26 protein-coding genes are annotated in these 25,823 nt (G+C 47.1%); 12 read left to right on the forward strand and 14 right to left on the reverse strand.

The features are described 5' to 3' along the window. Nucleotides 1-6 precede the first annotated feature (6 nt). Entirely contained in the window at nt 7-2,205 is a 2,199-nt protein-coding gene (locus tag C7460_RS21985) for a xanthine dehydrogenase family protein molybdopterin-binding subunit (protein WP_115870302.1), read from the forward strand. 47 nt (nt 2,206-2,252) lie between these two features. On the opposite strand, the gene C7460_RS21990 is transcribed toward C7460_RS21985, so the two are convergent. Next, nucleotides 2,253-2,531 carry a hypothetical protein gene (locus tag C7460_RS21990; RefSeq protein ID WP_115870303.1) on the reverse strand — a complete coding sequence of 93 codons (279 nt, stop codon included), beginning with the start codon at nt 2,529-2,531 and terminating at the stop codon, nt 2,253-2,255. 65 nt (nt 2,532-2,596) lie between these two features. Between C7460_RS21990 and C7460_RS21995 the strand changes: the two genes are divergently transcribed. Continuing rightward, nucleotides 2,597-3,406, forward strand: coding sequence for a hypothetical protein (locus tag C7460_RS21995; protein WP_115870304.1), 810 nt, complete (start codon nt 2,597-2,599; stop codon nt 3,404-3,406). 32 nt (nt 3,407-3,438) lie between these two features. Here C7460_RS21995 and C7460_RS22000 read toward each other — a convergent pair whose 3' ends face one another. The 3 genes from C7460_RS22000 to C7460_RS22010 all read right to left on the reverse strand — a co-directional run bounded on the left by C7460_RS22000 (nt 3,439) and on the right by C7460_RS22010 (nt 5,126). Then, on the reverse strand, nt 3,439-3,738 hold the full coding sequence (locus tag C7460_RS22000) for a DUF3817 domain-containing protein (RefSeq protein WP_115870305.1): 300 nt from the start codon (nt 3,736-3,738) through the stop codon (nt 3,439-3,441). 183 nt (nt 3,739-3,921) lie between these two features. Continuing rightward, complete coding sequence (locus C7460_RS22005; protein WP_115870306.1) at nt 3,922-4,383, reverse strand: DUF6428 family protein; 462 nt, start codon at nt 4,381-4,383, stop codon at nt 3,922-3,924. Between the two features lie 119 nt (nt 4,384-4,502). Further along, entirely contained in the window at nt 4,503-5,126 is a 624-nt protein-coding gene (locus C7460_RS22010) for a deoxynucleoside kinase (RefSeq protein ID WP_115870307.1), read from the reverse strand. 263 nt (nt 5,127-5,389) lie between these two features. On the opposite strand from C7460_RS22010, the gene C7460_RS22015 reads away from it, so the two are divergent. Both C7460_RS22015 and C7460_RS22020 read left to right on the forward strand, forming a co-directional pair. After that, on the forward strand, nt 5,390-6,184 hold the full coding sequence (locus C7460_RS22015) for an NIPSNAP family protein (RefSeq protein ID WP_115870308.1): 795 nt from the start codon (nt 5,390-5,392) through the stop codon (nt 6,182-6,184). Between the two features lie 92 nt (nt 6,185-6,276). Then, nucleotides 6,277-6,588, forward strand: a complete 312-nt coding sequence (locus C7460_RS22020) for a hypothetical protein (protein WP_115870309.1) — start codon at nt 6,277-6,279, stop codon at nt 6,586-6,588. 45 nt (nt 6,589-6,633) lie between these two features. Here the strand turns inward: C7460_RS22020 and C7460_RS22025 are convergent, their stop codons facing one another. The 5 genes from C7460_RS22025 to C7460_RS22045 form a co-directional block, all read right to left on the reverse strand. After that, the gene (locus C7460_RS22025) at nt 6,634-7,272 is read right to left on the reverse strand and encodes an FMN-dependent NADH-azoreductase (RefSeq protein ID WP_115870310.1); all 639 of its coding nucleotides are present in this window, start codon (nt 7,270-7,272) and stop codon (nt 6,634-6,636) included. A 53-nt stretch (nt 7,273-7,325) separates the two neighbouring features. Further along, the gene (locus tag C7460_RS22030) at nt 7,326-7,901 is read right to left on the reverse strand and encodes a Crp/Fnr family transcriptional regulator (protein ID WP_115870311.1); all 576 of its coding nucleotides are present in this window, start codon (nt 7,899-7,901) and stop codon (nt 7,326-7,328) included. Between the two features lie 124 nt (nt 7,902-8,025). Next, a complete protein-coding gene (locus tag C7460_RS22035; protein WP_147303056.1) occupies nt 8,026-8,529 on the reverse strand; it encodes a hypothetical protein in 504 nt (167 codons plus the stop codon). A 94-nt stretch (nt 8,530-8,623) separates the two neighbouring features. Beyond that, nucleotides 8,624-8,986, reverse strand: a complete 363-nt coding sequence (locus C7460_RS22040; RefSeq protein ID WP_115870313.1) for a hypothetical protein — start codon at nt 8,984-8,986, stop codon at nt 8,624-8,626. Between the two features lie 75 nt (nt 8,987-9,061). Next, entirely contained in the window at nt 9,062-10,531 is a 1,470-nt protein-coding gene (locus C7460_RS22045) for a potassium/proton antiporter (RefSeq protein ID WP_115870314.1), read from the reverse strand. 287 nt (nt 10,532-10,818) lie between these two features. On the opposite strand from C7460_RS22045, the gene C7460_RS22050 reads away from it, so the two are divergent. From C7460_RS22050 to C7460_RS22070, 5 genes are all read left to right on the forward strand, one after another. Continuing rightward, nucleotides 10,819-12,123, forward strand: coding sequence for a DEAD/DEAH box helicase (locus C7460_RS22050; protein WP_115870315.1), 1,305 nt, complete (start codon nt 10,819-10,821; stop codon nt 12,121-12,123). A gap of 151 nt (nt 12,124-12,274) precedes the next feature. Then, a complete protein-coding gene (locus C7460_RS22055; protein WP_115870316.1) occupies nt 12,275-12,832 on the forward strand; it encodes an RNA polymerase sigma factor in 558 nt (185 codons plus the stop codon). After that, entirely contained in the window at nt 12,822-13,562 is a 741-nt protein-coding gene (locus C7460_RS22060; RefSeq protein ID WP_170148140.1) for an energy transducer TonB, read from the forward strand. The genes C7460_RS22055 and C7460_RS22060 overlap by 11 nt, the downstream gene beginning before the upstream one ends. Further along, on the forward strand, nt 13,559-16,165 hold the full coding sequence (locus C7460_RS22065) for a M43 family zinc metalloprotease (RefSeq protein ID WP_115870318.1): 2,607 nt from the start codon (nt 13,559-13,561) through the stop codon (nt 16,163-16,165). Before C7460_RS22060 ends, C7460_RS22065 begins: the two co-directional genes overlap by 4 nt. Beyond that, nucleotides 16,162-17,625: an OmpA family protein gene (locus C7460_RS22070; protein WP_115870319.1), complete on the forward strand. Its 1,464-nt coding sequence runs from the start codon at nt 16,162-16,164 to the stop codon at nt 17,623-17,625. The genes C7460_RS22065 and C7460_RS22070 overlap by 4 nt, the downstream gene beginning before the upstream one ends. Nucleotides 17,626-17,666: 41 nt before the next feature. Here C7460_RS22070 and C7460_RS22075 read toward each other — a convergent pair whose 3' ends face one another. From C7460_RS22075 to C7460_RS22095, 5 genes are all read right to left on the reverse strand, one after another. Beyond that, nucleotides 17,667-18,665 (reverse strand): ABC transporter permease, encoded by a 999-nt coding sequence (locus C7460_RS22075; protein WP_221409605.1) that lies wholly within the window; start codon nt 18,663-18,665, stop codon nt 17,667-17,669. A gap of 12 nt (nt 18,666-18,677) precedes the next feature. Next, nucleotides 18,678-19,622, reverse strand: coding sequence for an ABC transporter ATP-binding protein (locus C7460_RS22080; RefSeq protein ID WP_115870320.1), 945 nt, complete (start codon nt 19,620-19,622; stop codon nt 18,678-18,680). A gap of 8 nt (nt 19,623-19,630) precedes the next feature. Further along, entirely contained in the window at nt 19,631-20,461 is an 831-nt protein-coding gene (locus C7460_RS22085; protein WP_221409606.1) for a COG1470 family protein, read from the reverse strand. Nucleotides 20,462-20,623: 162 nt separating this feature from the next. Beyond that, nucleotides 20,624-21,211, reverse strand: a complete 588-nt coding sequence (locus tag C7460_RS22090) for a transposase (RefSeq protein ID WP_115870322.1) — start codon at nt 21,209-21,211, stop codon at nt 20,624-20,626. Between the two features lie 78 nt (nt 21,212-21,289). Next, entirely contained in the window at nt 21,290-21,820 is a 531-nt protein-coding gene (locus tag C7460_RS22095) for a DUF6933 domain-containing protein (protein WP_115870323.1), read from the reverse strand. A gap of 111 nt (nt 21,821-21,931) precedes the next feature. Between C7460_RS22095 and C7460_RS22100 the strand changes: the two genes are divergently transcribed. From C7460_RS22100 to C7460_RS22110, 3 genes are read left to right on the forward strand one after another with little or no spacing between them, the layout of a single operon-like run. Next, entirely contained in the window at nt 21,932-22,354 is a 423-nt protein-coding gene (locus C7460_RS22100) for a Fur family transcriptional regulator (protein ID WP_115870324.1), read from the forward strand. Nucleotides 22,355-22,357: 3 nt separating this feature from the next. After that, nucleotides 22,358-24,724, forward strand: coding sequence for a TonB-dependent receptor (locus tag C7460_RS22105; protein ID WP_115870325.1), 2,367 nt, complete (start codon nt 22,358-22,360; stop codon nt 24,722-24,724). A gap of 47 nt (nt 24,725-24,771) precedes the next feature. After that, on the forward strand, nt 24,772-25,608 hold the full coding sequence (locus C7460_RS22110; protein ID WP_115870326.1) for a DUF4625 domain-containing protein: 837 nt from the start codon (nt 24,772-24,774) through the stop codon (nt 25,606-25,608). The last annotated feature ends 215 nt before the right edge of the window (nt 25,609-25,823 follow it).

The following is a 25,823-nucleotide window of genomic DNA, read 5'->3' on the forward strand; positions in this document are numbered from 1 at the left end:
GAACTCATGACAGTAATAAAAACTCGAATCAATAGACGCTCATTTCTTAAAGTAAGTTCGGCAGGTAGTGCCGGACTGATGATCAGCTTTAGCTGGCTGGCTTCCTGTACTCCCGGTACCAAAACCCTGGAAATACCTGAAGAGTGGTACGACCTCAATGCCTACATCAAGATCGGCAATAATGGCGTAGTGACGCTTTTTTCTCCTAATCCGGAAATCGGACAAAATGTAAAGACTTCTATGCCCATGATCATAGCCGAAGAGCTAGATGTGGATTGGAAGCAGGTCATCGTAGAGCAGGCCACCCTCAATACCGATAAATTTGATCGCCAGCTGGCCGGTGGCAGCCAATCCATACGCCATGGCTGGGATGGGCTGCGCATGGCGGGAGCTACGGCTAGACGCATGCTTATGGAAGCAGCCGCAAAAAGATGGCAGGTTTCTGTAGATGGCCTCACAGCAGAGAAAGGCATCATTACTAATCCTGCTATAGGTGACCAGCTGGGCTATGGTGACGTGGCATTGGATGCCTCCAATCTTGAAGTACCCGAAGAAGTGGAGCTAAAGGAGATCAAAGATTTTCAGCTTATCGGTAAGCGGGTGAAAAATGTGGATGCCAAAAAGATAGTGACTGGCCAGCCGCTTTTCGGTATAGACTATGCTGGCGATGAAGCTACTAAAGTTGCCATGATCGTTCACCCTCCGGCCTTTGGTATGAAGCTGAAGTCTATGAACGATGACGAGGTGAAAGCTATGCCCGGCATTCATGAGGTGGTCCGAATCAATACTTCGCTGGAGGAGCCGCAGTGGTCAGATACCAATGCTTTCAATGAACTGGTGGCGGTAGTAGGAACTACCACCTGGGAGGTAATGAAGGCCAAGCAGGCCTTGCAGCTAGAATGGGAAGCTGATGGTTCGTTAGAAAACACGACCGATCATGAGTTTGCCATGAAGGACTCTATGGAGCAAATGGAAGGGCATGTAGCGCGAGAAGATGGTGACGTGTCTAAAGCATTTGCTGAAGCCGATGAAATAGTAGAGCGCACGTATACAGCTCCTTTTTTGGCTCACAACACGATGGAGCCGATGAATTTTTATGCAAATGTCTCGGCGGATAAAGCTGAGCTCGTGGGGCCAATTCAGACGCCCGAAAACCTTCGCGAGTCTGCTTCCAAGCTGTTGGGAATTCCAGAAGCTAACATTACGGTGGATATGACCCGAATGGGAGGAGGCTTTGGACGCAGATTGTATGGGCATTTCGGACTAGAAGCTGCCGCAATCTCTCAAGCTATCCAAGGACCCGTAAAACTTGTGTACACACGCGAGGATGACATGACTCAGGGGACCTACCGCCCGGCATACCGGGTGACCTATCGTGCCGGACTAGATAAGGAAAAGAATCTGGTGGCATTTGAAGCCAAAGGCACAGGTATACCTGGAAGTCCGCTCTTCGCCAACCGCTTCCCTGCGGGTACGGTGGATTATTACAAAGTGACCAACTACTGGGTGAATACCAATATTTCCACAGGAGCATGGCGTGCACCACGCTCTAATTTTACAGCGGGTGCAGAGCAGGCATTTTTGGATGAGGTAGCGGAGGCTGCAGGGAAAGACCCGATTGATTTCCGCTTGGAATTGTTTGATCGGGCTATCAAAAATCCCGTGGGTGAGAAAAATGACTATGACCCTGAACGCTATGCTGGCGTACTACGTGCGGTCAGGGAGCAAGCCAATTGGGGTGAAAACAAGCCAGGGGTATACCGAGGAGTGGCGGCTTACTACTGCCACAACTCTTATGTAGCGCAGGTAATGGATGTGGTAAAAGATGGGGACAACCTACCCAAAATCCAAAAGATCTGGTGTGCGGTAGATTGTGGGATTGTCGTCAACCTGGAAGGGGCCATCAATCAGGTAGAGGGGGGCATGATCGATGGGATCGGGCATGCGCTCTATAGTCAGATGACCTTCGAAAACGGTACTCCGCAGCAAAACAATTTTGATGGCTATCGTCTGATTCGAAATCAGGAAGCCCAGATGGATATCGACGTGCATTTTGTGAAAAACGACAAACATCCCACCGGTCTGGGTGAGCCTTCACTGCCGCCAGTGATTGGTGCTTTGGCCAATGCACTGTATCAGGCTACTGGTCGGCGGTTTTATGAGCAGCCTTTCGCGCTGGAGTACGAAAAGGTCCAGATGGGGTAGAAGTATTTAGAAGCCTTGAAAGGTTGATTCCCATTGAAAGTCCTGTCTTACGGAGTTTTATTAGGAATCGATCTTTTGAGGAATTTTTTTGAGATCAGGAATAGATAGTGGTTTTTAGACTCCTCAACTGCACTAACTATTTTTTTGCTGAGATATTCGGTATAGTCCTTTTTGAGGTCGTAACCATCTTCTATTTGAATGCAACCAATTAGGCTTTCCACAAGAGATGGGATTGTTTTTTCGATGTGATGTGCGTCAGATTTGAGGCTTGCCCTATTTAGGGGAGAAGGATCATTTATATTGGGGAGAGATTTTCTTTTCTTCATAAGGATGAACACCTACTTTACAATTATAATATTAATATAATCGAGTTTTGATTTTTTAAGTTTCTATGAAGGATGGCAAAAAAGTAAATGGACGGCATGTAAGACCGGTTACGGTGTTTTCATTAATGAAGAAAAGGCCGATTCATTTTATTTATTCCCTGGTTGCGATAATTCTGCCTTTGTTTGTCACTTCAATATTTATCCTGGTGCTGAGTTTGATTAACTCAGACATTCCGAATGTAGATGAAAAATACCTCATAAATAATGGGACTTATGTAGAAGGGAAAGTGACAAAGATCGAAAGCCAACAAAATGTGACTATAAATGGACAAAACCCAATGTTGGTCAGCTATCAATATAGTGCTGGGGATAGTATTGCTAATGGTATTTTTAGAACACTTGACCCCAAAGCTTTAGAGCAACTGGATACGGGAGTTGCTGTTACCGTGAGCTATGATGGAGGTGGTTCAGTTCTTGTTGATTTTGAGCCTTTTCATTTTCCGGTTCGAATCATAGTGTTGGTAGTTTGTCCCATTTTTTTTATCGGCTTGATATCGTCAGGGCTTTTGTATCTGAGAATAAAAAAGGAATTGCATCTCTACCGTTTTGGTGAGGTGGGATCTGCTGAGGTAACTTCAGTTACTAGTAATAGCATTCTACCATTTCCGTTTTTCAAACATCTATGGCATGTACATTATCGGTATGAAAGTGCCGATGGGTCAAGTCTGGAGGGAGTTTCCATTACAGATGATCAATCATTTAAGAACAAGGTACAGCAAGGAGATCAGGTTCAGATTTTTCTATCTAAAAGCGATTACTCAAAAAGCTGCTTGATCCCAAAGCTCGAAGCAGTTCGAAACGGTTGGGATTTGTGAATCAAGTTAGTTATCAACTGTAAAAAACTCGATTAAGCTTCTTTTTCCCGCTTAAACACCTTTGCATCAGCCACAAATGTGCCGAAGGGAATGAGCGAGGCTGCCAGTACTAGTAGTGAAGTCACTAGCGGCCAGCGATAGATGCGGATGCATTGCAGGCAAAAGATGATATACAGGATAAAAAGCCAGCCATGGGCCATGCCCACGATATAGTTGGGCTGAGGGATATCCATAGCGTATTTGAGAGGCATGGTGATGCCAAAAAGCAAGTAACTGATGCCTTCCAATATGGCAAAAGTGCGCAATCTTCCAAGTGGTGTTTTGAGTGTCATGCCTGGTCGTATCTAATTAATCGGGAGCGCAAGTTACATCACGAAAAATGGACGTATCAATGGACAGCTAAAAAAAGAAAAGCCAGTATGAAAGCATCGGAGGCTGTAACCTTACTAAATTCATACTGGTATTCGTTTGACGCTCCAAAAGAAGCTATAGAAGGTAGTGTTTTCACCAACTCGCTAGCAGCATCCCGATCCGGGGGCACATGAGTTTTGAAGCTCCGAAAGCTTCACTTTTGGTTTAGACGCAGGCACGCCACATTGGTCAGGGGCGAGGCAGGCCGTTTGTGAAGGGGTGAGGTAAAAAGCACCGTTTCTAAACTCCAGCCCATATTTACCTATCGTTTCGCCCTGATATTCTACTTCTACGTCCAGGTCTTCCAGTTGGAGCACTTCTTCGGATTTGGCGATGATCTCTGCAAACCGCTGCGCTCCCAGTCGGTGGTCAAAATCATCTGCCGTCCACAGCTGAAGACTGATGACGGATTCTTTGCGCTCAGTACCTCCACAGTCAATAAAATGCTTGTGCACAGCACCTATCTCGGTTACATGAAAATGTGCAGGCACCAGTTTGCCAGAAGGCTCCACAAAAGTGACTTCTTTTAACCCTGCCAATGCGCTTTTGATTTCGGATAGTTTCATATAATTCGCTAAGTTAATTATGTAATTGCAATATTACGATGCATTGTTTGAAACACCATGTTATTCGTATGAAGATTTTGTTAGGTCCCAGTCACTAAGGTAGGTAGTTGAAGTGCTCGCTATTGCTGGCTAAACAAGCCATGGATCTCCGCATCAATGCGCTCCACGATGAGTGCAAAGTCTTCGGGGTTTTCCACAAAATCCAGGTTGTTTACATCGATTACGAGGAGGTTGCCCTGATCATAATCTTTGATCCACTCTACATAGTGGTCGTTGAGGTTTTTGAGGTAGTCGATCCGCATGGTGGTCTCGTAAGACCTGCCACGCTTTTGGATTTGATTCACCAGGCGTGGGATGTCCGCTTTGAGGTAGATGAGCAGGTCTGGCGCCTTAATGTGCTCCACCATAGAGTTGAACAGGTCTCGGTATGTGCGGTAATCGCGCTCGTTGAGGAGGTTGGAGCTACGCAGGTTGTTGGCAAAGATGTAAGCGTCTTCGTAAATGGTGCGGTCCTGAATAGAGGAAACACCAGACTCCTGAATGGTCTTAATCTGATTAAATCGGCTGTTTAGAAAGTGGATTTGCAGGTGAAAGGCCCACTTTTCCATGTCTTCATAAAAATCCGCCAAATAGGGATTGTCTTCTACACTTTCATAGAGGACATTCCAGCCGTAGTGATGCCCTAACTTCTCCGCCAGGGTAGTCTTCCCTGATCCTATATTCCCACAAATCGCAATGTACATGAGCGCAAAAATAGAGTACACAGGCTGGTGTGTGGAAGGCTTAGCCAAAAGAAATTTTTAAATAGGATTCCGATGTATTGATGCAGTGAATTTTGGTCGTGAAAAGGTATCTGATCATAGCCAGCGCGAAGCAGGCTAGTTAACAGGGTAGGCTACTGGATGTGGCGGAGTGCTTATCTCATGTAGATATCCATTAGCTTTGGCTCTGTCCTAAGAAATGGCAACAACTTCCTGAGGGCTAAACGTCACATTAACTCATACTTATGAAATCGATTTATTTACCTGTTTTTTTGTTTGCGCTCATGGCGCGATGTACGCCAACCACAGCTCCTGCAAGTGAGACTCATATCGCTGATCGGGCCTATCATCAGCTCAAAATTTACCATCTGGACTCGGAAGAGCAGGAAATGGCACTAGACAGTTACCTGCGCAAAGCGTACTTACCGGCCCTCAAGCGGCACGGATTCCAGGGCGCAGGGGTATTTAAGCTCAGACCGGAGCAAGATACGTTGCGAAAGACGTATGTGTTACAGTCTTTTTCGGCTTTAGAGGATATTGTAAAACTCGATGAAGTCCTTTTGGCAGATGAGACTTACCTCAAGGCAGGGAGCGCTTACTTACATGCAGCACATGACAATCCCCCGTATAACCGAATAAGTACTGTGCTTATGAGGGCATTTGCAGACTTTCCATCATTGGTGCCTACTCCGCTTACTGGCTTTCGAGCAGACCGTATCTATGAACTACGCAGCTACGAGTCTGCCACAGAGTTTGATTTTAAAAACAAGGTAGACATGTTCAATGCAGGAGGCGAAGTGAAGCTGTTTGATAAGTTAGGGTTCAATGCTGTGTTTTATGGAGAGGTATTGGCAGGGGCCAGTATGCCAAACCTTATGTATATGACCACATTTGCTGATCAAAAAAGCCGAGATGATCACTGGAAAGCTTTTGTGGATTCGCCCGAGTGGAACGACCTCAAAGTCTTGCCGGAGTATCAAAACAATGTTTCGCATATAGACATTACTTTTTTGTATCCTACGGCCTATTCGGGTTATTAAGCTCACATACAATTAATTCACAGGTTGAACCTTAATGCATAATTCCATTGGGTCATCCTGTTAAACCTAAAGGTGTAAGCCACCAGTAATTTATGATTGTTTCCATTGCATTTGTATTGGTTTTAGTAGCTGTCATATTTGTATTTGCGCAAGACCAAAATGTGCGTAGAAAGCGAATAGTGAATGGATTGATGATAGCCAATACGGGACTGTTCCTGTTGCCATTGGTTTATGCATATCTAGCATCAGGTGGGGGCAATATGTGGGATGAAAACGGGCCAGGGGTAGTTCTTTGGGTTTACATGCTGCTCTTGCCTGCATGTGGTTTGTTGCAGTTTTTGCTGGTTGTGCTTAAGGTTGTCTTTCACTTTATGAGCAAGTCAAAAGCGCAGCATGAGCTTTAAGGGGTTGGAGTTTTTTCCATTTACGTCCAACCCCCTAATCATTGCCTAAATTAGCTTGCTGACGAGCTCAGGTATTTGTTGAAACGCACGAGCTTTAGACTGCTCATGGCGCAGATCCTTGAATTCCTGATATTCGATACCGATTTGGTGAAAGTTTTTAACAGTATCTACTCCCAGATAGTGCGCGCAGCTTTTGATGTGTGGTACCAGATGATTGTGGTTTGATCTGCTACCACCTGGCTGAAAATCAAACTCTCCGGATGAGGTAAATACTACTGCTATTTTACCCGATAAAATGGGCCGTATTGGTTCGTCTCCCCTCGATAGATCAAATGAAAAGGTTTTATTTACCCTGGCTACCTGATCAATCCAGGCTTTGAGTACAGCAGGCATACCGTAGTTGTACATGGGTGCTCCGATGATCAGGAGGTCAGCATGTCTGACTTGCTGAATATAGTTGTCTGATTTTTCAAGAGCAGCTTTTTGAGTTACCGTAAGCCTTTTTCTACTGAACGCCCCTGCGATCCATTCGGGAGTAACGAAAGGAGGGTTGTCATTTACCAGGTCCAAAGTGGTAAGTTTAAAGTTAATTTTTTGTGCCAGTGACTGAATAAATTGAGCTGAAAGCTGACGGGTGAGCGATCGGTCCATACTGGCGCTCGATTGGATGCTTAGTACCTTCATGTTTTTTTGGTGGCAAAGTTTCAGTATTGCCAAGCCAATTGCCTTGAACTAGTTCAAGATCGCAATTGTGACCGGATTTTGCTGAGCATTTCGGCAGACATCCCAAGGTATGAAGCAATCAGGTATTGGGGAATTCGGGCATTAAGCTGAGGGTATTCTTTCAAAAAGGAAAGGTAACGTTCTTGTGCCGAAAGCGCATTTCGGTGGTAAATTCTGCGAGTAAGCGCGGCACTATGCGACTGTAGGATTAGCCGAAAGTAGCGCTCCATTGTGGGGTATGCTTCAAGAAGTAGCTCGAAATTTTTGTGAGATAGTTTGACTACTTCACAATCTTCTAAAGCCTGGATGGTCATATAGGAGGGGCTCTGGTGATGGAAGCTATGAAGGTCTGTGGCCCACCAATCGTCGATTGCGAAGAAGATAATTTCTTCCTTATGGGTGGACTTGTTATGAATGGAAGCCTTAAGACTTCCTTTCAATACAAAAGTGTCAAATTTGCACACTTGTCCACTTTGTAATAGAAATTGACCTTTTTTTAGTTGATCACTTTTCCAGTACGAGGTAAGCTTATTGAGGTCTTTGTCTGGAAGACTTAGGTGTTGCGCTATATTGGCTAACAAGAGTTTCATTTGACAGTGAGGATTCCCTAAGTGCCCGAAATTACAACGCAAAATTCAAAACGAAGGAGACTTTTCTTGAATTGAAAATTCTTGGAACTACCAAAAAGCCCCGAGCGGTGCTCGGGGCCTTCATTTAGCTGTTGACCAGTTTTCTCGCTTTCAGTACTTCGTTGATACGCGCTTCCCAGTCGCGTATGAGTTTGAGCTGTCCATTGGGCTGGATCTGCTCATCAGCATCAAAAAACGTAACCCGTGTGGGTGGTGTTTGAGCGTGTTGCGGTATAAATGCAAGTTCTAGTTTTTCATATACCGTCTCTCTTTTCTTACCTGCTTTGATTGTACGTCGCCTGGTCATCACCTCGCACCTATCGATGGCATCCAGAGGAATCGCTTCTTCTTGCATTTTCCCATTTCTATACTTGTAGTAAAACACATAGTTGTTTGAAGCAGAAATGCCTATGACGAAATCCATGCTCACTTCCTTTGCTGCTAATTCACAGTGGTAAGAGTCGGCCAGTGCCTGTAGTCCATTGATTAAGTTTTGTTCATTGAGTTGTTTGCTTTTTCGCATGAGAAAAAACGGTATAATACATAGGGCGACTGTGATCAACCCAATGACGATTGTTCCTATATCCATTTGCTTGAAAGTTTTGATGTAAAAAAGATGTCGGCGTGGATGCCGAAAATCATAGTAATCGCACAATCAGTGCGTTCAATACGTGTAGGCCTACTTAAATGTAGAAATGGAAGGGATAGAGGAGTTGTACTTTTTTTCGCTCAATCAGCAGGTTGAGCTCCTGATAAGTCTGTTTTTGAAGATGGCCAGTGAAAAAACGGCTTGGTGCCCACTGCGCTGTATAGGCTATCGGCTCATCTAAAGGCTGGGGGAGCGGAGTGTTTTTTACCTGGATGGTACGACTTGCCTCTAGAGGTACTGTGTGGTGAAAGTAATTCTTAGAGTCATCGGTTTGTGCTGCTACTGCTGCCAGCTCAGGGCCTACCAGATACCACTGAGCAGAATAGGTCAGTCCCATGGCCAGCAGGTAGGTGGCCAGTAGTAAGGAGATGATGCCGTTTTTACGTTGTATGCTCAAGGTATTGCAGTTGTAGCTTTACAAAAGTAGGGTTATTCTCGTTTTTTTCTAGCGGTTTTGTGTCGATAGATTGTGCTAAGCGGGGTTTATCCTTAATGCTGCATTGACCTCATCCATAATTTCAATGCTATCGGTGAGTACGATGAGTTTGTCGTCTGCCATGAGTTCTGTAGATCCATTTGGTGTGAGGTACACCCCATCGCGCTCGATCATTGCGATAATAGCCTTCTTGGGAAAATTGAGTTCTACTATCTGCAGACCTACGGCTGCAGCGTCAGGCGCTATCCGGATTTCCTTCATAATCGTTTTTGGGTGCTCGGCCAGCAGCTCGTCGGTAGGAGACAAAGGCTTCGCTTTTTGGGGTAACCCTACATGTAGCCATTTGGCTACCATGGAGGGGGTGGTGCCCTGGATAAGCACCGACGTAAGGGACACAAAAAAGACAATATTGAAAATGATGGAGGCCTTATCGATGCCTGCAAGTAAGGGGTAGGTAGCAAAAACGATAGGTACTGCGCCTCTCAAACCCACCCACGAGATGTAAAACCGCCTTCTAAGCTTCATTTTGAAAGGAAGCAGTGAGATGAAAACCGCTAGCGGCCGAGCTACCAGGATTAAGAAAACAGATATCAACAGCCCAATGCCTATATAAGGAATAATTTGCGAAGGAAAGACCAACAACCCCAGCGTAAGGAATAGCACGATTTGCATGAGCCAGGCCAGACCATCAAACATCCGCATGATGGTTTTTTTATGGATCAGGTTTTGGTTACCCAAATACACCGAGCAGATGTAAATGGCCAAAAAACCATTGCCACCCACGGCATTGGTAGCAGAAAAGGTGATAAACATTAGCGCGATGGTAAGCACTGGATACAGGCCTTCAAAGTCGAGCTTGATTTTATTGATGACCAGCTTGCTGAGCTTGCCAAATATGAAACCTGCCGCAGCTCCAACAGCCATTTGTAGCAGAAAAACCGGAATTACCGACCAGAAGCCCTGTTCGGGTTGTTGTACAAGAGAGAGAAACGCAATGGTGAGTACATAGGCCATGGGGTCGTTACTGCCACTTTCCAGCTCCAGTGTAGGCCTTAGGTTTTTCTTTAGGGCGAGGTTCTTTCCCCTGAGTATGGAAAAAACTGCTGCTGCATCTGTGGAGGATACGATGGCTCCCAGCAGTAGGCTTTCGTAAATGGAAAAGTCGGTGATGAGGTAGACAAAATAGCCCAAACCCAAAGCTGTGAGGAGTACCCCCAGGGTGGAAAGCGTGATGCCTACTTTCAGCACAGGTTTTACAGATTGCCAGCTAGTATCCAGACCTCCCGAAAACAAAATGAAATTGAGCGATACTATGCCGATAAACTGAGCTATTTGTGGATTGTCGAAATAGATACCACCAATGCCATCAGAGCCGGCCAGCATCCCAATAGACAGGAAGAGGAGGAGCGTAGGAATACCAAACCGATAGCTGGTTTTGCCTGCTACAATACTGATCAGAAGCAGAATGGATCCTATAAGTATGATGTTTTCTATAGTAATGGTCATCGGTATGCCCTGGGAATTTTTTAAACCCTCAATTTACGAGATAGATAAGACACGGTTCTAACGTGCCTGGCGTTTTTAGTGTTGCTCGATAATAGCTGATTCCTGGGGCTGTGGCAAGGAGAAATCTAATGTAGAGTTAGGAAGATGGATTTGGCAGCATTGTTAGCGTGTTGATACTCAATAGTGTAGCTATCTGATTCATCATCTGGTTAACCATGGCCGGGTGCACGGCTGGTTCTTGAAAAAAAGGTGATCTTTGCCTGCTCATTCGTATCTGACTTCAATCCATGTCCATCAAAAACCAACAACAAATCCTTAAAAAACTAGGCATCCAACAGCTCAATCCCATGCAGGAGGCCACCGCAGTGGCCATTCAGTCGGCACGGCATGTGATGCTGCTATCGCCTACAGGTACAGGCAAGACGTTGGCTTTTCTGCTGCCGATCATTGCTGAGCTAGATCCGGAGGAGTCTAAGGTGCAGGTGCTGATCATCGTGCCATCACGCGAGCTGGCCCTCCAAATAGAGCAGGTAGTGCGCGAGATGGGTTCCGGCTACAAAGTAAACGCCATCTATGGTGGCCGCTCGGGTGGCAAGGACAAGCTAGACCTGAAAACCCCACCTGCCATCCTCATAGGTACCCCTGGTCGACTAGCAGATCGCATCCGGAGACGAGATATAGATACCTCCCAAATCAATACACTGGTGCTGGACGAGTTTGACAAGTCGCTCGAAGTGGGCTTTGATGAGGAGATGATAGAAATCACACAGGCGGTGCGCCGAGTGCGTAAAATCGTGCTTACTTCTGCCACTCAGGGTGTAGAAGTGCCCTCATTCGTCAATTTTAAGCAACCCAAAATCGTTGATTTTCTAGGCCAGAAGTCCAATAACCTGACTTTAAAACGGGTGATTTCGCCTGAAAAGGACAAAGCCAAAACACTCATTCAGCTCTTGAGGAATGTGGGTGATCAACCAGGGATTATTTTTTGTAATTACAAAGACACCATCAGTTACCTCAGTGAGCACCTGGAGGCAGAAGGAATTGGGCATGCCACGTTTTATGGGGGCATGGAGCAGATCGATCGGGAGCGATCGCTGGTGAAGTTTCGCAATAAGTCGCACCAGCTGCTGCTGGCCACCGACCTGGCCGCTCGCGGACTGGACATCCCTGAGCTGGGTTTTATCATCCATTACCAGCTTCCACATCGTGAAGAGGAGTTTACGCACCGTAATGGCCGCACGGCACGGATGCATAGTAGTGGAGTGGCGTACCTGATCCAGTGGGAAGCAGAAAGTTTACCCGAATTTATTCAGAAGGTGGACACCTACAAGCCAGGTGCAGGACAGGATATTTCTGCTCCAGTGTGGAAGACGCTCTTTGTGTCTGGCGGCCGAAAGGACAAGATATCCAAAGGGGATTTGGCGGGTACGTTTATCAAGCAAGGAAAGCTGGATCGTGACGATGTAGGTGTGATTGAGGTGAAGCATGACTGTGCATTTGTGGCCGTTACCGCCAAAAAAGCTGCTCAAATTGCCAAAACCCTCAACAACACCCGCATCAAGAAGAAAAAAGTGCGGGTGTCGGTACTTTAGTATATGCTTAAGGGTATGTTTGATCATTGCTGTCGCGGTTGGAAATTTACCAACATGACGCGCTAGATATACTTCCGAAAAAAAGTTGGCTGGAAAGTGTATCTTTTGATCATTTCTGCATTCTACAGGGAAAAGGAGCACCTATTCACCAATGAACAAAACCGAAACGGTCACGGATCAGGAACTGATCGAACGTTCCAAAAAAGACCACAGAGCTTTCGAAGGCTTATATGAGCGATATTTCGAGCAGATCTACCGGTTTGTGATCAAGCGGGTAAATGAGCCCACAGTATCAGCGGATATTGCGCAGCAGGTCTTTTTCAATGCTTTGACCCGGCTGTCCAGCTATCGGGAGATGGGTCACCCCTACAGCAGCTACCTCCACCGCATCGCAATTAATCTGTGTAACGAATATTTTAGAAAAAGCAAGAATCAGCGCTTTGTGCTGATGGATGATGCGCTAGCTGAATCCCTGATCCAGTCGATGGGCTGTGCTGATGCAGAGCATCTCCAAAGGGAGGCAGCCCTCATCCAGGCATTAGAGCAACTAAAGAGCAAAGAACTCATGCTGGTGGAGTTACGGTTTTTTGAAGGCTACTCCTTCAAGGAAATTGGCTACCTGAGCGGTATCACCGAAAATTCCGCTAAGGTGAAGACCTACAGAATTCTGAAAAAACTCAAACGTATGATCGATGGCCATGGAAAATAAGAAAGTAAAGATCGTACGGCATATCGAGCACCTGCATGATGGAGCGAAGCATAGTAATTTCGAGGCGCTATATGACCAGTATACAGACTACCGTGCTACACTTGTAAAATATAAAATAGTAGGAGCGGTGTGTGTATCAATCGCTGTAACAGCTATTATTTATCTGCTTGCGAGCGACTTGACTAAGCCAGAGAAAATCCAAATGCAAACCCATGAACTGATGCGATTGGCACCCAAGCCCCTTCAACATGGACTCGCCACTCGGCTTCCAGATCGGCTGGATCCGAACGCCCAGATCAAGACCAAACAGTCAGAGCTTCCAGTTGCCAGACTTATGGAGCAAAAAGAGGAGTCTACAGGTTCAGAGGAGGCTGTTATTCCTGATACTGTTTCAATTGATACTTCCCCATCCATGAGTGTTTTTAGGGCAGCCCAACCCATAGCAGGTATTAGCCACTTGTTAGCTTACTTACAGGCAAACATCATTTACCCGGAAGCTCACAAGCCAGACTCCATTTCAGGTACAGTGGTGGTGGGCTTTACGGTGCTGGAGGATAGTACCATTGGCGCTATCAAAGTGGTTCAATCGCTGGGAGCGCTATTCGACGAAGAAGCAAAGCGCGTAGTACGTCACATGCCTACGTGGCAGCCTGCCATGCAAAATCAAAAACCTGTGAAGCAGGATTTTACTATCCCCATTACTTTTCAGTTATTTTCTGAGCAGCCATGAAGTATTTTTTATCGATCATCTTTGTTGGGTTGGTGTGTTGGGGCTATGCGCAAAATGGCTGTGGTAGCGAGTCGAGCCTTACCGATGCGGAGCGTTTAGTCATTGCCACAAAGCTGGAACGCTGGCAGGGGAGTACTTCCAGGAGAATCACTTTCGAAATACCCGTGGTATTTCATGTTCTCAGTCATTCAATGGTAGATAGATCGGATGAGCTGATCGAGCTGCTTGATCAAGTTAATCAAGCATTTGCAGGAGAGGGGGTGTTTTCTGAAAGCGTCAATACAGGTATTCAGTTTTGTTTGGCAAAAGCAACACCAGACTCAGGCGTGACCAGCGGTATTCAGCACATCGTCACACCCTATGGAGGGCTGGATGCAGACATGGAGCTTGATCGTACCATTTCCACTGTCTCTTGGGATCCTGCTCGCTATGTGAATATCTATGTGGTGGATGAAATTCGAGGAGAGGCTCTGGCAACGTACTCTGGACGCACCTGGTGGACACGCCTTGGTATCGGTGGGCTGGCAGCGCCACATCAAGGTGTCTGGATTGCGTCGGCAAGCGTAGATGTTTTGGTACATGAACTAGGTCACTACTTTGGCTTATTACATACCTTCCAAGGGTATCCAATGGGCTGTGCCAATGCTGACTGTACGCTGGATGGTGATATGGTATGTGATACACCTCCGGACAACACTGTTGTTGGAAATTTACTCAATAGCTGCTTTACTGATACCCTTTCCAATTACTCTAATGGCTTTTTTACGGAAGATGTGCCGGACTCCAAAAACTTTATGGACTACAATTCATCGGGTACTTTTACGGAGGGACAGGCAGAGCGTATGCGCTTTTTTATTGATAACGATTACCCCCAATTGCCCAACAGTACTTTATGTGTGAAGCCCTGTGAACTGCCTCCGGTGGGGGTTTCAGCTAGTATGCAACAGTCTACAGCAGGTGATTCGGTAAGGTTTTCGGTAGTAGCCGACTCATCCAACCTGACCTTTCGGTGGTATGTAGCCGACAAGCTGATAAGTGACTCTTCTTCGTTTGTGTATGCTTTTCCTGAAAAGGGCTGGTATGAGGTACGACTCAATGCTTTTCGCAACAGCGACAGTACCTGTTTTGCTTCTTTTGCTTACCATATTCCTGTGACGTGTGGAGTCTCTGCACGATTTTCTCCTGAAAAGCGCATCATTGCTTCCAAAGTTCCGCACGCGCTGATGACCGATTCTGTTCGGCTGGTCAATTATAGTACCGGTGCTGACACTTATGAATGGCATATCCAGCATGCCCCACGTGCACCTGAGACTGTTGTTCTTCCTGAGGTGACTGATAGTAGTCAGCACTTCACCTATTTATTCAAAGAACCTGGCGACTATACCATTTGGCTGGAGGCCCAATCCGGAGATTGCAGAGACACCTCCAGGATGTTTGTGCTGCCCGTAGATGACCCCACCATGGATGCCCGTGCCAGGTTTAATAGCCTCACCTGCTACAACGATACAGCCGTAATAGCGGATTTTGTAATCTACAACGATGGCTATGATACCATTAATGTAAAAACGCCTATTAGCATCTATGACGGTGATCCGGCGCTGGCATCGTCCAGTTTGTTAAAAGTCATGCCTTTGCCAAAGGTCGTCTACGGGAAAGATTCTGCTCGCTTTACTACAGTACTACCACGGGATAAATCAGTTGATTCGTTTTATCTCGTACTAAATGATTCATCAGGCAGCCGAACGGTAAGTGATTTTCCAAGAGATGACGAAAACTGGTTGAGCGTACATTCAGAATTTCCAGCTTCCGGTTATGCTGAGCTCACCTACACCAACAACATTGCTGGGGCAGCTTACCTGGACCCACCTGTATCTGCTTTTTCAGATCTTCTGGCTTGTAGTGGATCGTTATTAACGTTTTCCGTGCCAAATTCGGAAAGGGTAGAGTGGATATCGGCAAATGCTGGAAGCCTCGGGCAGGACAATCCGCTGGAGTACACCGTGACTGAAGACGACTCACTTTTTACTCGGTATACCTATCGCATTGGATGCCAGATGGATGATACAGTGGCCATTACTGTTGATACCAGCCAGGTGGAGTTTCAGCCAGAGTACATCATCACACGAGGAGCAAGTGTGACCCTGGAGCTCAGGGAAGCGCAATACTGCCAGTGGCAAGTGAACGGACGGAAGCAAGGAGGCTGTACCATGCAAGTTGCGCCTGAGCAGACTACCCACTACACCTTTCAAGCTACTGATCGCAATGGCTGCATTAAAGAGGGAGTAATCACCGTGTACGTAGAACATGATGGGTATTTGCCAGACCTTTTTACACCAAATCATGATGGAAACAATGACAACCTGCGTGTGTATGGGCTCCAGGGCGTGCAGCAGATTACTTTTCAGCTTTACAACGCTCGTGGTAAGGTGGTATATGAAAGCGCCAGCCTGGATGAGCTACTGTTTTCTGGCTGGGATGGAACTTATCTCGGTCAGTTGCTGCCCTCAGGAGCATACTTTTGGCAGGTTTCAGGACGGAGTTTGTCGGGCAATCCTATTCGTATCAATGGTGCAGAGTCGGGAGTAATTCACCTCGTAAGATGAACGGTTTGCGATTTCATATTGGTTGGCTGCTATTGGTAAGCGTAGGTTTTTGGGCCAAGGGGCAGCAGACCATGCACGGATTAGTGGACTTTACAAATGCGGTATATAACCCGGCTACTATTGGCATGGATAATTACATGGCTGCAGAGCTCATGTACCGTTCCCAACAAACCATGCCCGGGGTGCGGCTTACCTCAGCGCTGCTTAGCCTGAAGTATCCCATTTTCAATAAAGTTCGGGATCCATCCATGACGTATGGGCTGGTGGCTGGTCAAGATCAAACCGGCCTGGACGGCCTCCTTACTACGTATACTATGGGAGGCTTGTATGCGGTGAACCTGCTGCCTGCTCAGCGGTATCATCGCCTGTGCCTGGGTACAGGCCTGAGTTATTTTCGGCAGACTGCCGCTATATCACAGCTCACCACTGGTCAGCAGTATGTTCCGGGGGTGGGTTTCGACCCTTCCCAGCCCAATGGTGAAATCAGTGGTGATCTGGACGGTCGGTACTTCACATGGGATTTGGGTTTAGCCTGGAGTGAAAGTCACCGTAAGTATGGAATTGCGAAATATGCCAATGTTGCTTTGCTAAGTGCCAACAGGCCACGAGAAAGCAACTGGTCGGAGGCAAGGCTCAACCCGATACTCTATGCAAGTGCAGGGCATCAGGTATACCGAAAGCGTCATTTTGCCCTGCAAGCAGATGTGCGACTGTGGGCAGCCGATCGACTGTTTTCCGCCGCAGTGGGGCTAACATCAAAAATGAACATGCGTAGGGGACGCACCAAACAGCGGCTGGACCTTTCCCTTTTTTACACTCAAAATCAGGGAGTAAACCTCGGAGTGACACTGGTGGATGATCGACGGTTTAGCGTAGGAGCCAGCTATGAGGTGCCTCTCAATAGTCATGTGGCCCATCAGGGGGCCTTTGAGATAGGGTTGGAGGTGAAGCGCTTACGCAAAAGTAAAAGAAAGAGGCGATCTGCATTTTATAGTCGTAGGCCTGCGCGCCCTGCATCAGTAGATGATGACAAACTCTCTATTCTGGGAGATAGTGCTGCTGTGGAGCCAATAGATAGTGTCCTGTTGGCTGATTCGATACCGCCGAAGGAAGCGGGCATGGTGGATAGCCTGCTCCTCTATTTTACCTATGAGCATAATAGCCGCAGGCCCAAGGATGAAGAAGTGGCTGTACTGGAGGAGTTACTAACGCTGCTACGCCAGTATCCGGAGGCGGAGATAGACCTGATCGGCCATACCGATGATACGGGCAGTCACCGCTATAATCAGCAGCTTTCGGAGTGGCGTGCCGAGTTTATCTATGAGCTGTTGGTCTACAAGGGCATAGATCCAGACCGCATGACTTACACGGGAGCGGGTGAGCTCTACCCCCTCAATGACAACTCGGACGAGGAGGACCGCAGCGCAAATCGGAGATTGGAGGTGATTATTTATTATTGATGGGCTGCACCCAGCAGTAACTGCATGCAGCCCAGATCGTATTACGTCCTAATCTCTCTGCGCATAAACTTGTAGTAAGCATATGCAAAGCAAGATACCGTGGCTGCCAGCAGTCCGCTCACTTGTGGCCATACGATCATCAGGCTGTCTTTAAATGGCAGAGCCGTGGGGATAGCACCGGCCATTTGGTCCATGGTGACAGGACCCAGGCTCCGTACCGAAGGCATCAGCAGCGTGGTGGTGGCATCAGCATATAGCTGGCTGGGTGCGAGCCGAGTGAGGCTAAAGAGTAGGTCGTAAAACCGCATCAGCTCTGCAGGAGGTGCCGGATCAGGGATCATGGCTTTCACCGCCAGGTTGACGATCACTTCATAGAATACCGTAAAAAACAGCCAAATACCGATGGCTGTAAGCGCTGAAGTAGCCGGCTGCCGAAAGAGAATGGACAGCAAAATGGCGATGGCCAGCCAAAAGGCAATGTAGCACAGACTAATCAGCACATGTGCAAAGATGCGTAGCACTTCTTCCAGCTCTATTAGGATGCCCGTAAGCAGCGTGCCCGTGCCGATCATGAGTAGCGTAAGACATACCAGCAGAGTCCCTACCAGAATGATGACACTCACAAACTTGGATAGCAACAGGTTGTCTCGGTACACCGGCTGAGCCATGATGCGGCTGAGCGTACCACTTTGTTTTTCGGAGTTGATGGCATCAAATCCCATGCTGATGCCTAACAGTGGCCCCAAAAAGTTGAGAAATACGTGAAACGGCGGCAGGCTCCCCTCCGTGGAGGTCAGGAGCTTTAGGTAGAGAAACAGCTCATCCGCATCTCTTACCGAGGCTACCATAGACCGTAGGTTGCTCATAGACACTAGCAGCGACCCCCAGTAGGTGAGGAGGATCAGTACCAGTAGCACTATAAACTTCCAACTACGTATCTGACCGGCTATTTCTTTGCGCACCATCACCCAAAAGGCGTTGCTCAGAGCCTGACTGGTGGAGGATATGGTGGCAGCTATTGCATTGTTCGTCTTTTCCATAGTTCCATTTTTCTAGGCGCTAAAAATCGATTGATAGATGTCGTCCAGCTGGTATTCTTTCTTCTGAACGCCCGCCACATCGTAGCCCTTGTGGACAAAAAACCTGACAATCTCCGGGGTGATGTCCTCCCGCAGGGCTATGTCTACTGTGTGGCCGTCGATGGTTACCTCCTGCACGGCAGGAAGCTGGCGGATGTCAGCCTCATCTTTCCACGGTATGGTTAATGGCTGTTGAAGTACGATCTGCACTTGGCAGGCAGCTTTACCATTGACGGACCGGGCCAGTGTGGACAGGTCACCCTGGGCCTGTAGCTTACCGTTGACAAAAATTCCCACCCGATCGCACACCTGCTGTACCTGCTGTAGGTAATGGGAGGAGAGCAGTACGGTGAGGCCCTTTTGGCGGCTTAGCTTCACGATGAGGTCTAGAAACTCCTTTACCCCAATGGGGTCGATGCCCAGGGTAGGCTCATCCAGGATGATGACTTCTGGTTGCTTGATGAGCACCTCGGCCAGTCCAAGGCGCTGTTTCATTCCACGCGAAAAGGTAGATGTGCGCCGAGCCATGGCTTCCGCATCCAGGCCCACCAGCTGTACACATTCCTCACAGACCTGCTTCAGCTGCGAGCCCGCTATGCCGTTGAGCTCACCGATGTACATCAGGTTTTGCCAGGCGGTCATATCGTCATAGAAGCCTATGCTATCGGGCATGTAGCCCACCTTTTGCTTTACAGCAATGGGGTCTTTGGTGGCATTGTGTCCACACACATACGCTGTGCCAGCGTCAGGTTCAGTGAGGCCCAGCATCATCAGGATGGTAGTGGTTTTGCCGGCACCATTGGGGCCCAGCAGTCCAAAAATCTCACCCTTTTGGATGCTCAGGCTCAGGCTATCTACAGCCGTGAGCGAACCATAACGCTTCGACAGGTTATTCAGTTCTATGATTTGTCGCTCCATAGCTCTGCTTATCTTCTGCCAAACTTGCGAATGAGGAAAAAGACGATACCAACAGCTATTACAATGACCAGAATGCCTACCCAGCCGGCCAGCACGGAGGTTTCTACAGTCACCCGGTACTCAGCGGTATCTCGCGACTCGGTGTTTTTTATTGTGAATTTAGTGATGTAATCTCCTGGAAGGGTTTTTTCGGGTACTGTAAGGGTGGTTTTTACTTCCGTAGATTTGCCTGGCTGTAGGTTTTCGATGGTTTCGGGCTCAAAGCTCGCTTCCCACTTGGAAGGAGTGCGTGCAGAGAGGTCCAGCTCGCTAAGCGGCAGGGTACCCGTGTTGGTTACCTTCAGGGCAAATTCCATCTTTTCGCCTTCCACCACCTTGCCACTGAGTCTTCCCGAAGGAGTACTGAGCGCTACCTCATAGGAGCCCTTCACTACTGCTTCCAAAGTAAAGGACAGGTCTTCGTTTTCTGCTTTGGCGGTTACCGGTATTTTGTAAGTGTTGGGCTTGCACTCATGTGCAGGCTTGAGCTCTATGCTGATCGACTCTGTTTTGTCTTTGTCCACTTTGAGGGACCTTACACTACTTCCGCGCACCTTAAACGATGCCCTCCAGCCCTCAGGTACACCTGCTTCAAGCGCAAAGGTTTTAGCCTCATCGCTGCTGTTTTTGAGAGTGGCCGTGTAGCGAAACGTCTCATCTGAAGTGTTTTCAATGTTGTACAGGTTGGGGGAGAAGGTGATGGCCTTTTTTTGGGCGATTGCACCCCAGCACATCAAAGAAAATAGCGCAACACTCAGCGCAGCCTTGGCGCCTTTGGTTGCAGTTATAGCTTGTTTCACTGACATTTTCTAACGAATTAAAAGGTTAAGAATCTCAAACATTTTATCCGCTCTCGCATGTAGGCGATCTGCTAAATCATGCTGCAAGTATAGGCTGAGGCCAAAAAATATTGAAGGGGTGGTTCGTGGTGTTTAACAAATGTTAACACCTGTTAACGGGTATTAACAGGGTTTCCGGTCATTCGCGTGAAATCGGTCCTCGTGCCATTTCTGGGGATTGTTTTTGATGTAGGCGGAAATGTTTTGAAATGATTTTTCATTTCTGATGATATGATCATGGTATCGGGATTGCCACGCAAAATCGGGATTAATCAACCGTGCATTTTTGGTTACCCCGATTTTAAATCCACGGATGATGGATGCCAGGTTTTTGGATTGTGGACCAAATTGGTTTTTTGGCGGGATTGATTGTGGTGATGGTGGTGGTGATAGAGACGCAAAATCTTGCGTCTCTATCACCACGGGATGATCATATGGTTTGTCAATAATTACAATTCCATGGACGTGATTAGGCATAATGACATGGTTACCCAATTTTACAAATGGGAAATGTGTCGGGATTTCCCGCCAACATTTATTGGCGATATCCCCCATTTCCGACAATCGCATTTTTCCATCCACCACATCCCCAAACCAGCAGATCCGGTCTTTGGTGCAAATGGTGACAAAATACGAGCCATTCCATCCATAATCCCAGTATGGATTCCGCGCAGATGCGATGCGGTATTTGTTTTGGTATAGGTCAGTCAAGTCTAATTCGTTTGGTTAGGTGCTTCGGATAAAAATAATAAAAAGAATTAAAAATAACTGTTGATTGGAAGCAACGTATTAAACCCACCTCCTGAGCAAAAGCTCATGATGAAACCGCCGGATGGGCATGTCAAAGCCCGGGCCGCCAAAACTGCATGGGTTTCTGATGATCTTCGTATTGAATTGATTTTCTGCTATTTCAACAGGCATTTCTTCCAGATCACTGGCTATGGAATATTCATAGTCCTGCTTGATTCGGGAAAGGTGCGCCGTTGCGGATCGGTTCGTTTGAGTGTAGGGGACAAATAATTCACATTTTTGCAAATAAAGAGTCGGGTCAATCCCTCCAGCACGGATCGAGACACTCAGGTTTTGGTGAAAGGTTTCCAAAAAGTCTTTGTGTGTTTTTCGTGAATACTTAAAGACAAAGAATGTGAGTTTGGTGAGCGGGTTGGCCAATACCAGGTAGCGAGCACGGTTGATGAAAAACACGTCCACATACCAGATGGTCAGCGGGTCTATTTGCTCCTCAGGCCAGGGGCTGTCCATATAGATATGATCCCCGAGGTATCGTTTTACTTTTCGCGATTGATATAGGTGAATCGGCATGTCTTGCTGGTTTTAGTCCAAAATAATAGAACTTCCCGAATTGCTTAAAGCGATGGGGAACCTTTGTAATCCTTAGCTGTTATTTAGTTGCATTTACCCTATATTTGCAATATGAAGTACAGTGAGCTCAAGCAAAGCCTCAAAAACCACAAACTACGTATCACAGATTGCCGGATGGATGTGCTGGCGTATTTCAAAGAAATGCAACGGGCACTATCGTTTAAGGATCTGGAAGACAAGTTTCAGGAGTATGATCGGGTGACGCTTTACCGTACGTTGCACTCCTTTGAGGAGAATGGACTGCTGCACAAAATCCCCGGTGACAGTGGCTCTGCGGTTTATGGCCTTTGCAACGACTGTGATGTGGAGTCGCACCATCACAACCACATGCACTTCAAATGCACCTCATGCGGAACCACAGAATGCATCGATGTACCTGTGGAGATTCCGGCACTTTCATTACCCAAAAATTATAAAATGACAGATATGGATGTGATCGTCAACGGAGTATGTAACACCTGCAACTCCAACTGATTGATGCGAACTGTTTTTGTATTGCTGCTGATCGTTTTATGTTCAGCTGCCTGGGGGCAAAGTGTCCTCACAGGAAAGGTCACCGATCCTGCTGGTGAGCCTTTGATAGGTGCAGCTATTGTGATTCATGAACTAGACAAGGGCACCATTACTGACGTGGATGGTGTTTTTCGCTTTGAAAACCTCCGAAGCGCTGATTATCACTTGCACATAAGCTATGTAGGCTATGAGGCACGTACCATTTCGGCGCATGCCAATGAAGGAGACCTTATCACCATAGAGCTGGAGCCTACCTCACTGGAGCTTAGCGAGATAGTAGTAGAGTCTAACCACTACAAGACCGGCCCTAAAGAGCATACGCTCGCTATGGAGATCATCGATATGGAGTACCTGAAAAGCAACCGAAAAGGCACGCTGGTCAACTCGCTAGAAGATCTGCCTGGGGTCAATGCCATCAATACCGGAGTGGGCATATCGAAACCAGTGATCCGTGGAATGAGTTTCAACCGCGTGATCGTAAACGACAAAGGTGTAAAACAAGAAGGCCAGCAGTGGGGCACCGATCACGGGCTGGAGATTGATATGTTTGAGCCGGGCAGAGTGGAAGTAGTGAAAGGTCCTGGCTCGCTGATGTATGGTTCCGACGGCCTGGGGGGCGTGCTCAATATCTTTCCGCCATCGCTTCCAGATCCGGGTACCCACAGGGGATCCGTGCAGAGTATCTACAAAACCAATAACCAGTCCATTAGTACTTCTACCTCCTTAGAGGGAAACTTTGACGACAAGGTGTATCGGCTCCGGTTTAGTACGCAGGACTTTGGTGACTACCGGGTACCAGCCACCACCTTTAATTACAACAGCTTTAACCTGCCGCTCTACAACAATCAGCTTAAAAATACAGCAGGAAACGAACGAAACCTTACGGCCATGGTTGGGCTGAAGAAAAACTGGGGATACTCCACACTAACGGTGAGCAACTTTCATCAGACTGCAGGGTTTTTTGTAGGAGCCATAGGTATACCGAGGGCTTATCAGCTGACTCCTGATGGGGATGATCGCGATATGGACCTGCCCCAACAGGAAATCAACCACTTCAAAATCATTTCGAATAGCAACATCCTGATAGGTAAAAATTGGCTGGAGATGGACATAGGCTATCAAAACAACTACCGGCAGGAGCAGTCTAACCCTCATGCCCATGGCAAAGGGCCTCGACCTGAGGGTACAATGGCTCATGCACTGAGGCTGCAAACCTTTAGTCTAAATGCGCGCTATTTCAAAAAGCTCTCAGAACGGCATTCACGGATTGTAGGTGTGCAGGGGCAGCAGCAGTTCAATTCACGCGGTGGATTTGAGTTTCTATTGCCAGATTATACCAGTTCTTCCATAGGAGCCTTTGTTTTCGAGGAGTTTAGCTTTCAGCGAAAGGTTACGGCCACTGCGGGTTTACGGTTTGACTATGCCAATCGACAAATAGAAGCATTTGAGGAGCCTATTTACGATGACGAAAATACGATAGCGCGCTATTATCAGCGCAACGCGGCTATTGATGCTGACTTCTATAATTTCTCTGGTGCTGTAGGTCTCAGCTACTATCCCAGCAGGGCATTCAATGCCAAATGGAACCTGGGCACTAGCTTTAAAGTGCCAACCACCGCCGAACTATCTATGAACGGCATCCATCATGGCACTTTCAGGCATGAGGTAGGGGATAGCACCCTCACTTCTGAGCGGGGCATACAGGGAGATATGAGTGTGAGTTATCAAAAGAGCAATTTTAGTGTGGTAGTTAGCCCCTTTGTTTCGTGGTTTGATGGCTTTATCTATTTGGCTCCAACCGCCAGTTTTTCATCGAGTATGGATCCAGATGCATTTCCTGAGGGCGGGCAGGTATTTCAGTACCGCCAAAACAATGCCTTTTTTGCTGGAGGGGAGTTTGCAGCTGAGTACCATCCTATTGAGGAAATCCATTTTCGGGTGGCTTACGAATACGTCTATAACTACAACCTGGACTCCAAACTTCCCTTGCCATTTACACCGCCAGCATCGGTCTATTCGGAGCTGCAGTATGAGCTAGAGCCCTCTCTGCCATGGGTAGAAGGCATCAATGTAGGGGTAAGCTATAAGCGGGTTTTTGATCAAAACCGTGTGGATCGAAATGAGCGTACCACACCCGGGTTTCATTTGCTGGGAGTAAATCTAGGTAGCCATTTGGAGTTCAACGGCTTCAAGCCTGAGATTGTCTTATCTGCTCAAAACCTGACCAACACTCGGTATTTCAATCACCTCAGTAGATACAGACTCCTCAACCTTCCCGAGCAGGGACGAAATTTCGTTATTTCTCTAAATATCCCTTTTGCAATTAAATAGAGTTTAAAATACATTTGCAATGTAATTGCATATATGAAAAACTTGATATGAGAAGATTAACACTTAGTTTAGGATTGGTTACGGCTATGTTTGTGATGGCATGTGAGGATGATACAGAGGTGGATATTACTGCACCCACTATCACACTGGAAGAACCCGTGATGGGCGAGTCGTTTGCTGCTGGTGAGGAGCTGCATTTTGATGCGATGTTTGAGGATGATGTCGAGTTGGCCACTTTTAACCTATCCATTCATGACAACTTCAATGGTCATAGCCATGGACGGGTAGCGGTTACTCCTTTTGATTTTGATCAGAGTTATACCCTTTCGGGAAAAACCCAGGATGTTCATGAGCATATAGACATACCTGTAGATGCTACAGCAGGTCCGTATCATCTAGTGGTGGATGCTATCGATGCAGCAGGAAATGCTACTAATTTTGCTGATGGATCATCCAAAGAGGTGGAGATCTGGATCACAAATGAGGAGATGGCACATGTTCATTTCGAAGATGCCAATGGCACAGAAGTGGAAGAATACGAAGGAGTAGTAGGCGAGGAGCTGAAGTTTTATGGTGAAATAGAAGATGAGGTAGGTACCCTCGATCATATAGAGATCGTAGTGGGTCACCTGGAAGATGCTGAGGAGCATGACCATGATCACAGTCATGGACGGGTATTGGAAGAAAATATCTACGATAAAGACGTGGAAGCAGAAGGAGAGACATCAGTATTGCTACAAGACCTGCTGGAAGGTGAGAGCATCGTGGTTACCCAAAGCGATTTGGACGAACTGGAAGAAGGCGAGCACCTCTACCTAATCGTAAAAGTGACGGACAGTGATGGCAACATTGCCAGACATAGCATCGAGATTCATTTCGATTGAGGCAAATAGCTTTTCATCTACAATTAAATAACAGAAGGCTGTCGCGAAATGTGGCAGCCTTTTTTTGGTGTGCCATGCACACTTTCCTCTACCTCTAGGGTGAGGTTGAGTTTTTTTTTAAACCAAGTCCCGAACGAGCCCAGATGGAGTGGAATCGTTAGCTGAAGGCAAGGGTGTCCTGAGTAATTGGGAATCCAAAGGAAGCTTAAGGCAAA

The sequence above is a fragment of the Marinoscillum furvescens DSM 4134 genome (assembly GCF_003386095.1).
Lineage (GTDB): Bacteria > Bacteroidota > Bacteroidia > Cytophagales > Cyclobacteriaceae > Marinoscillum > Marinoscillum furvescens.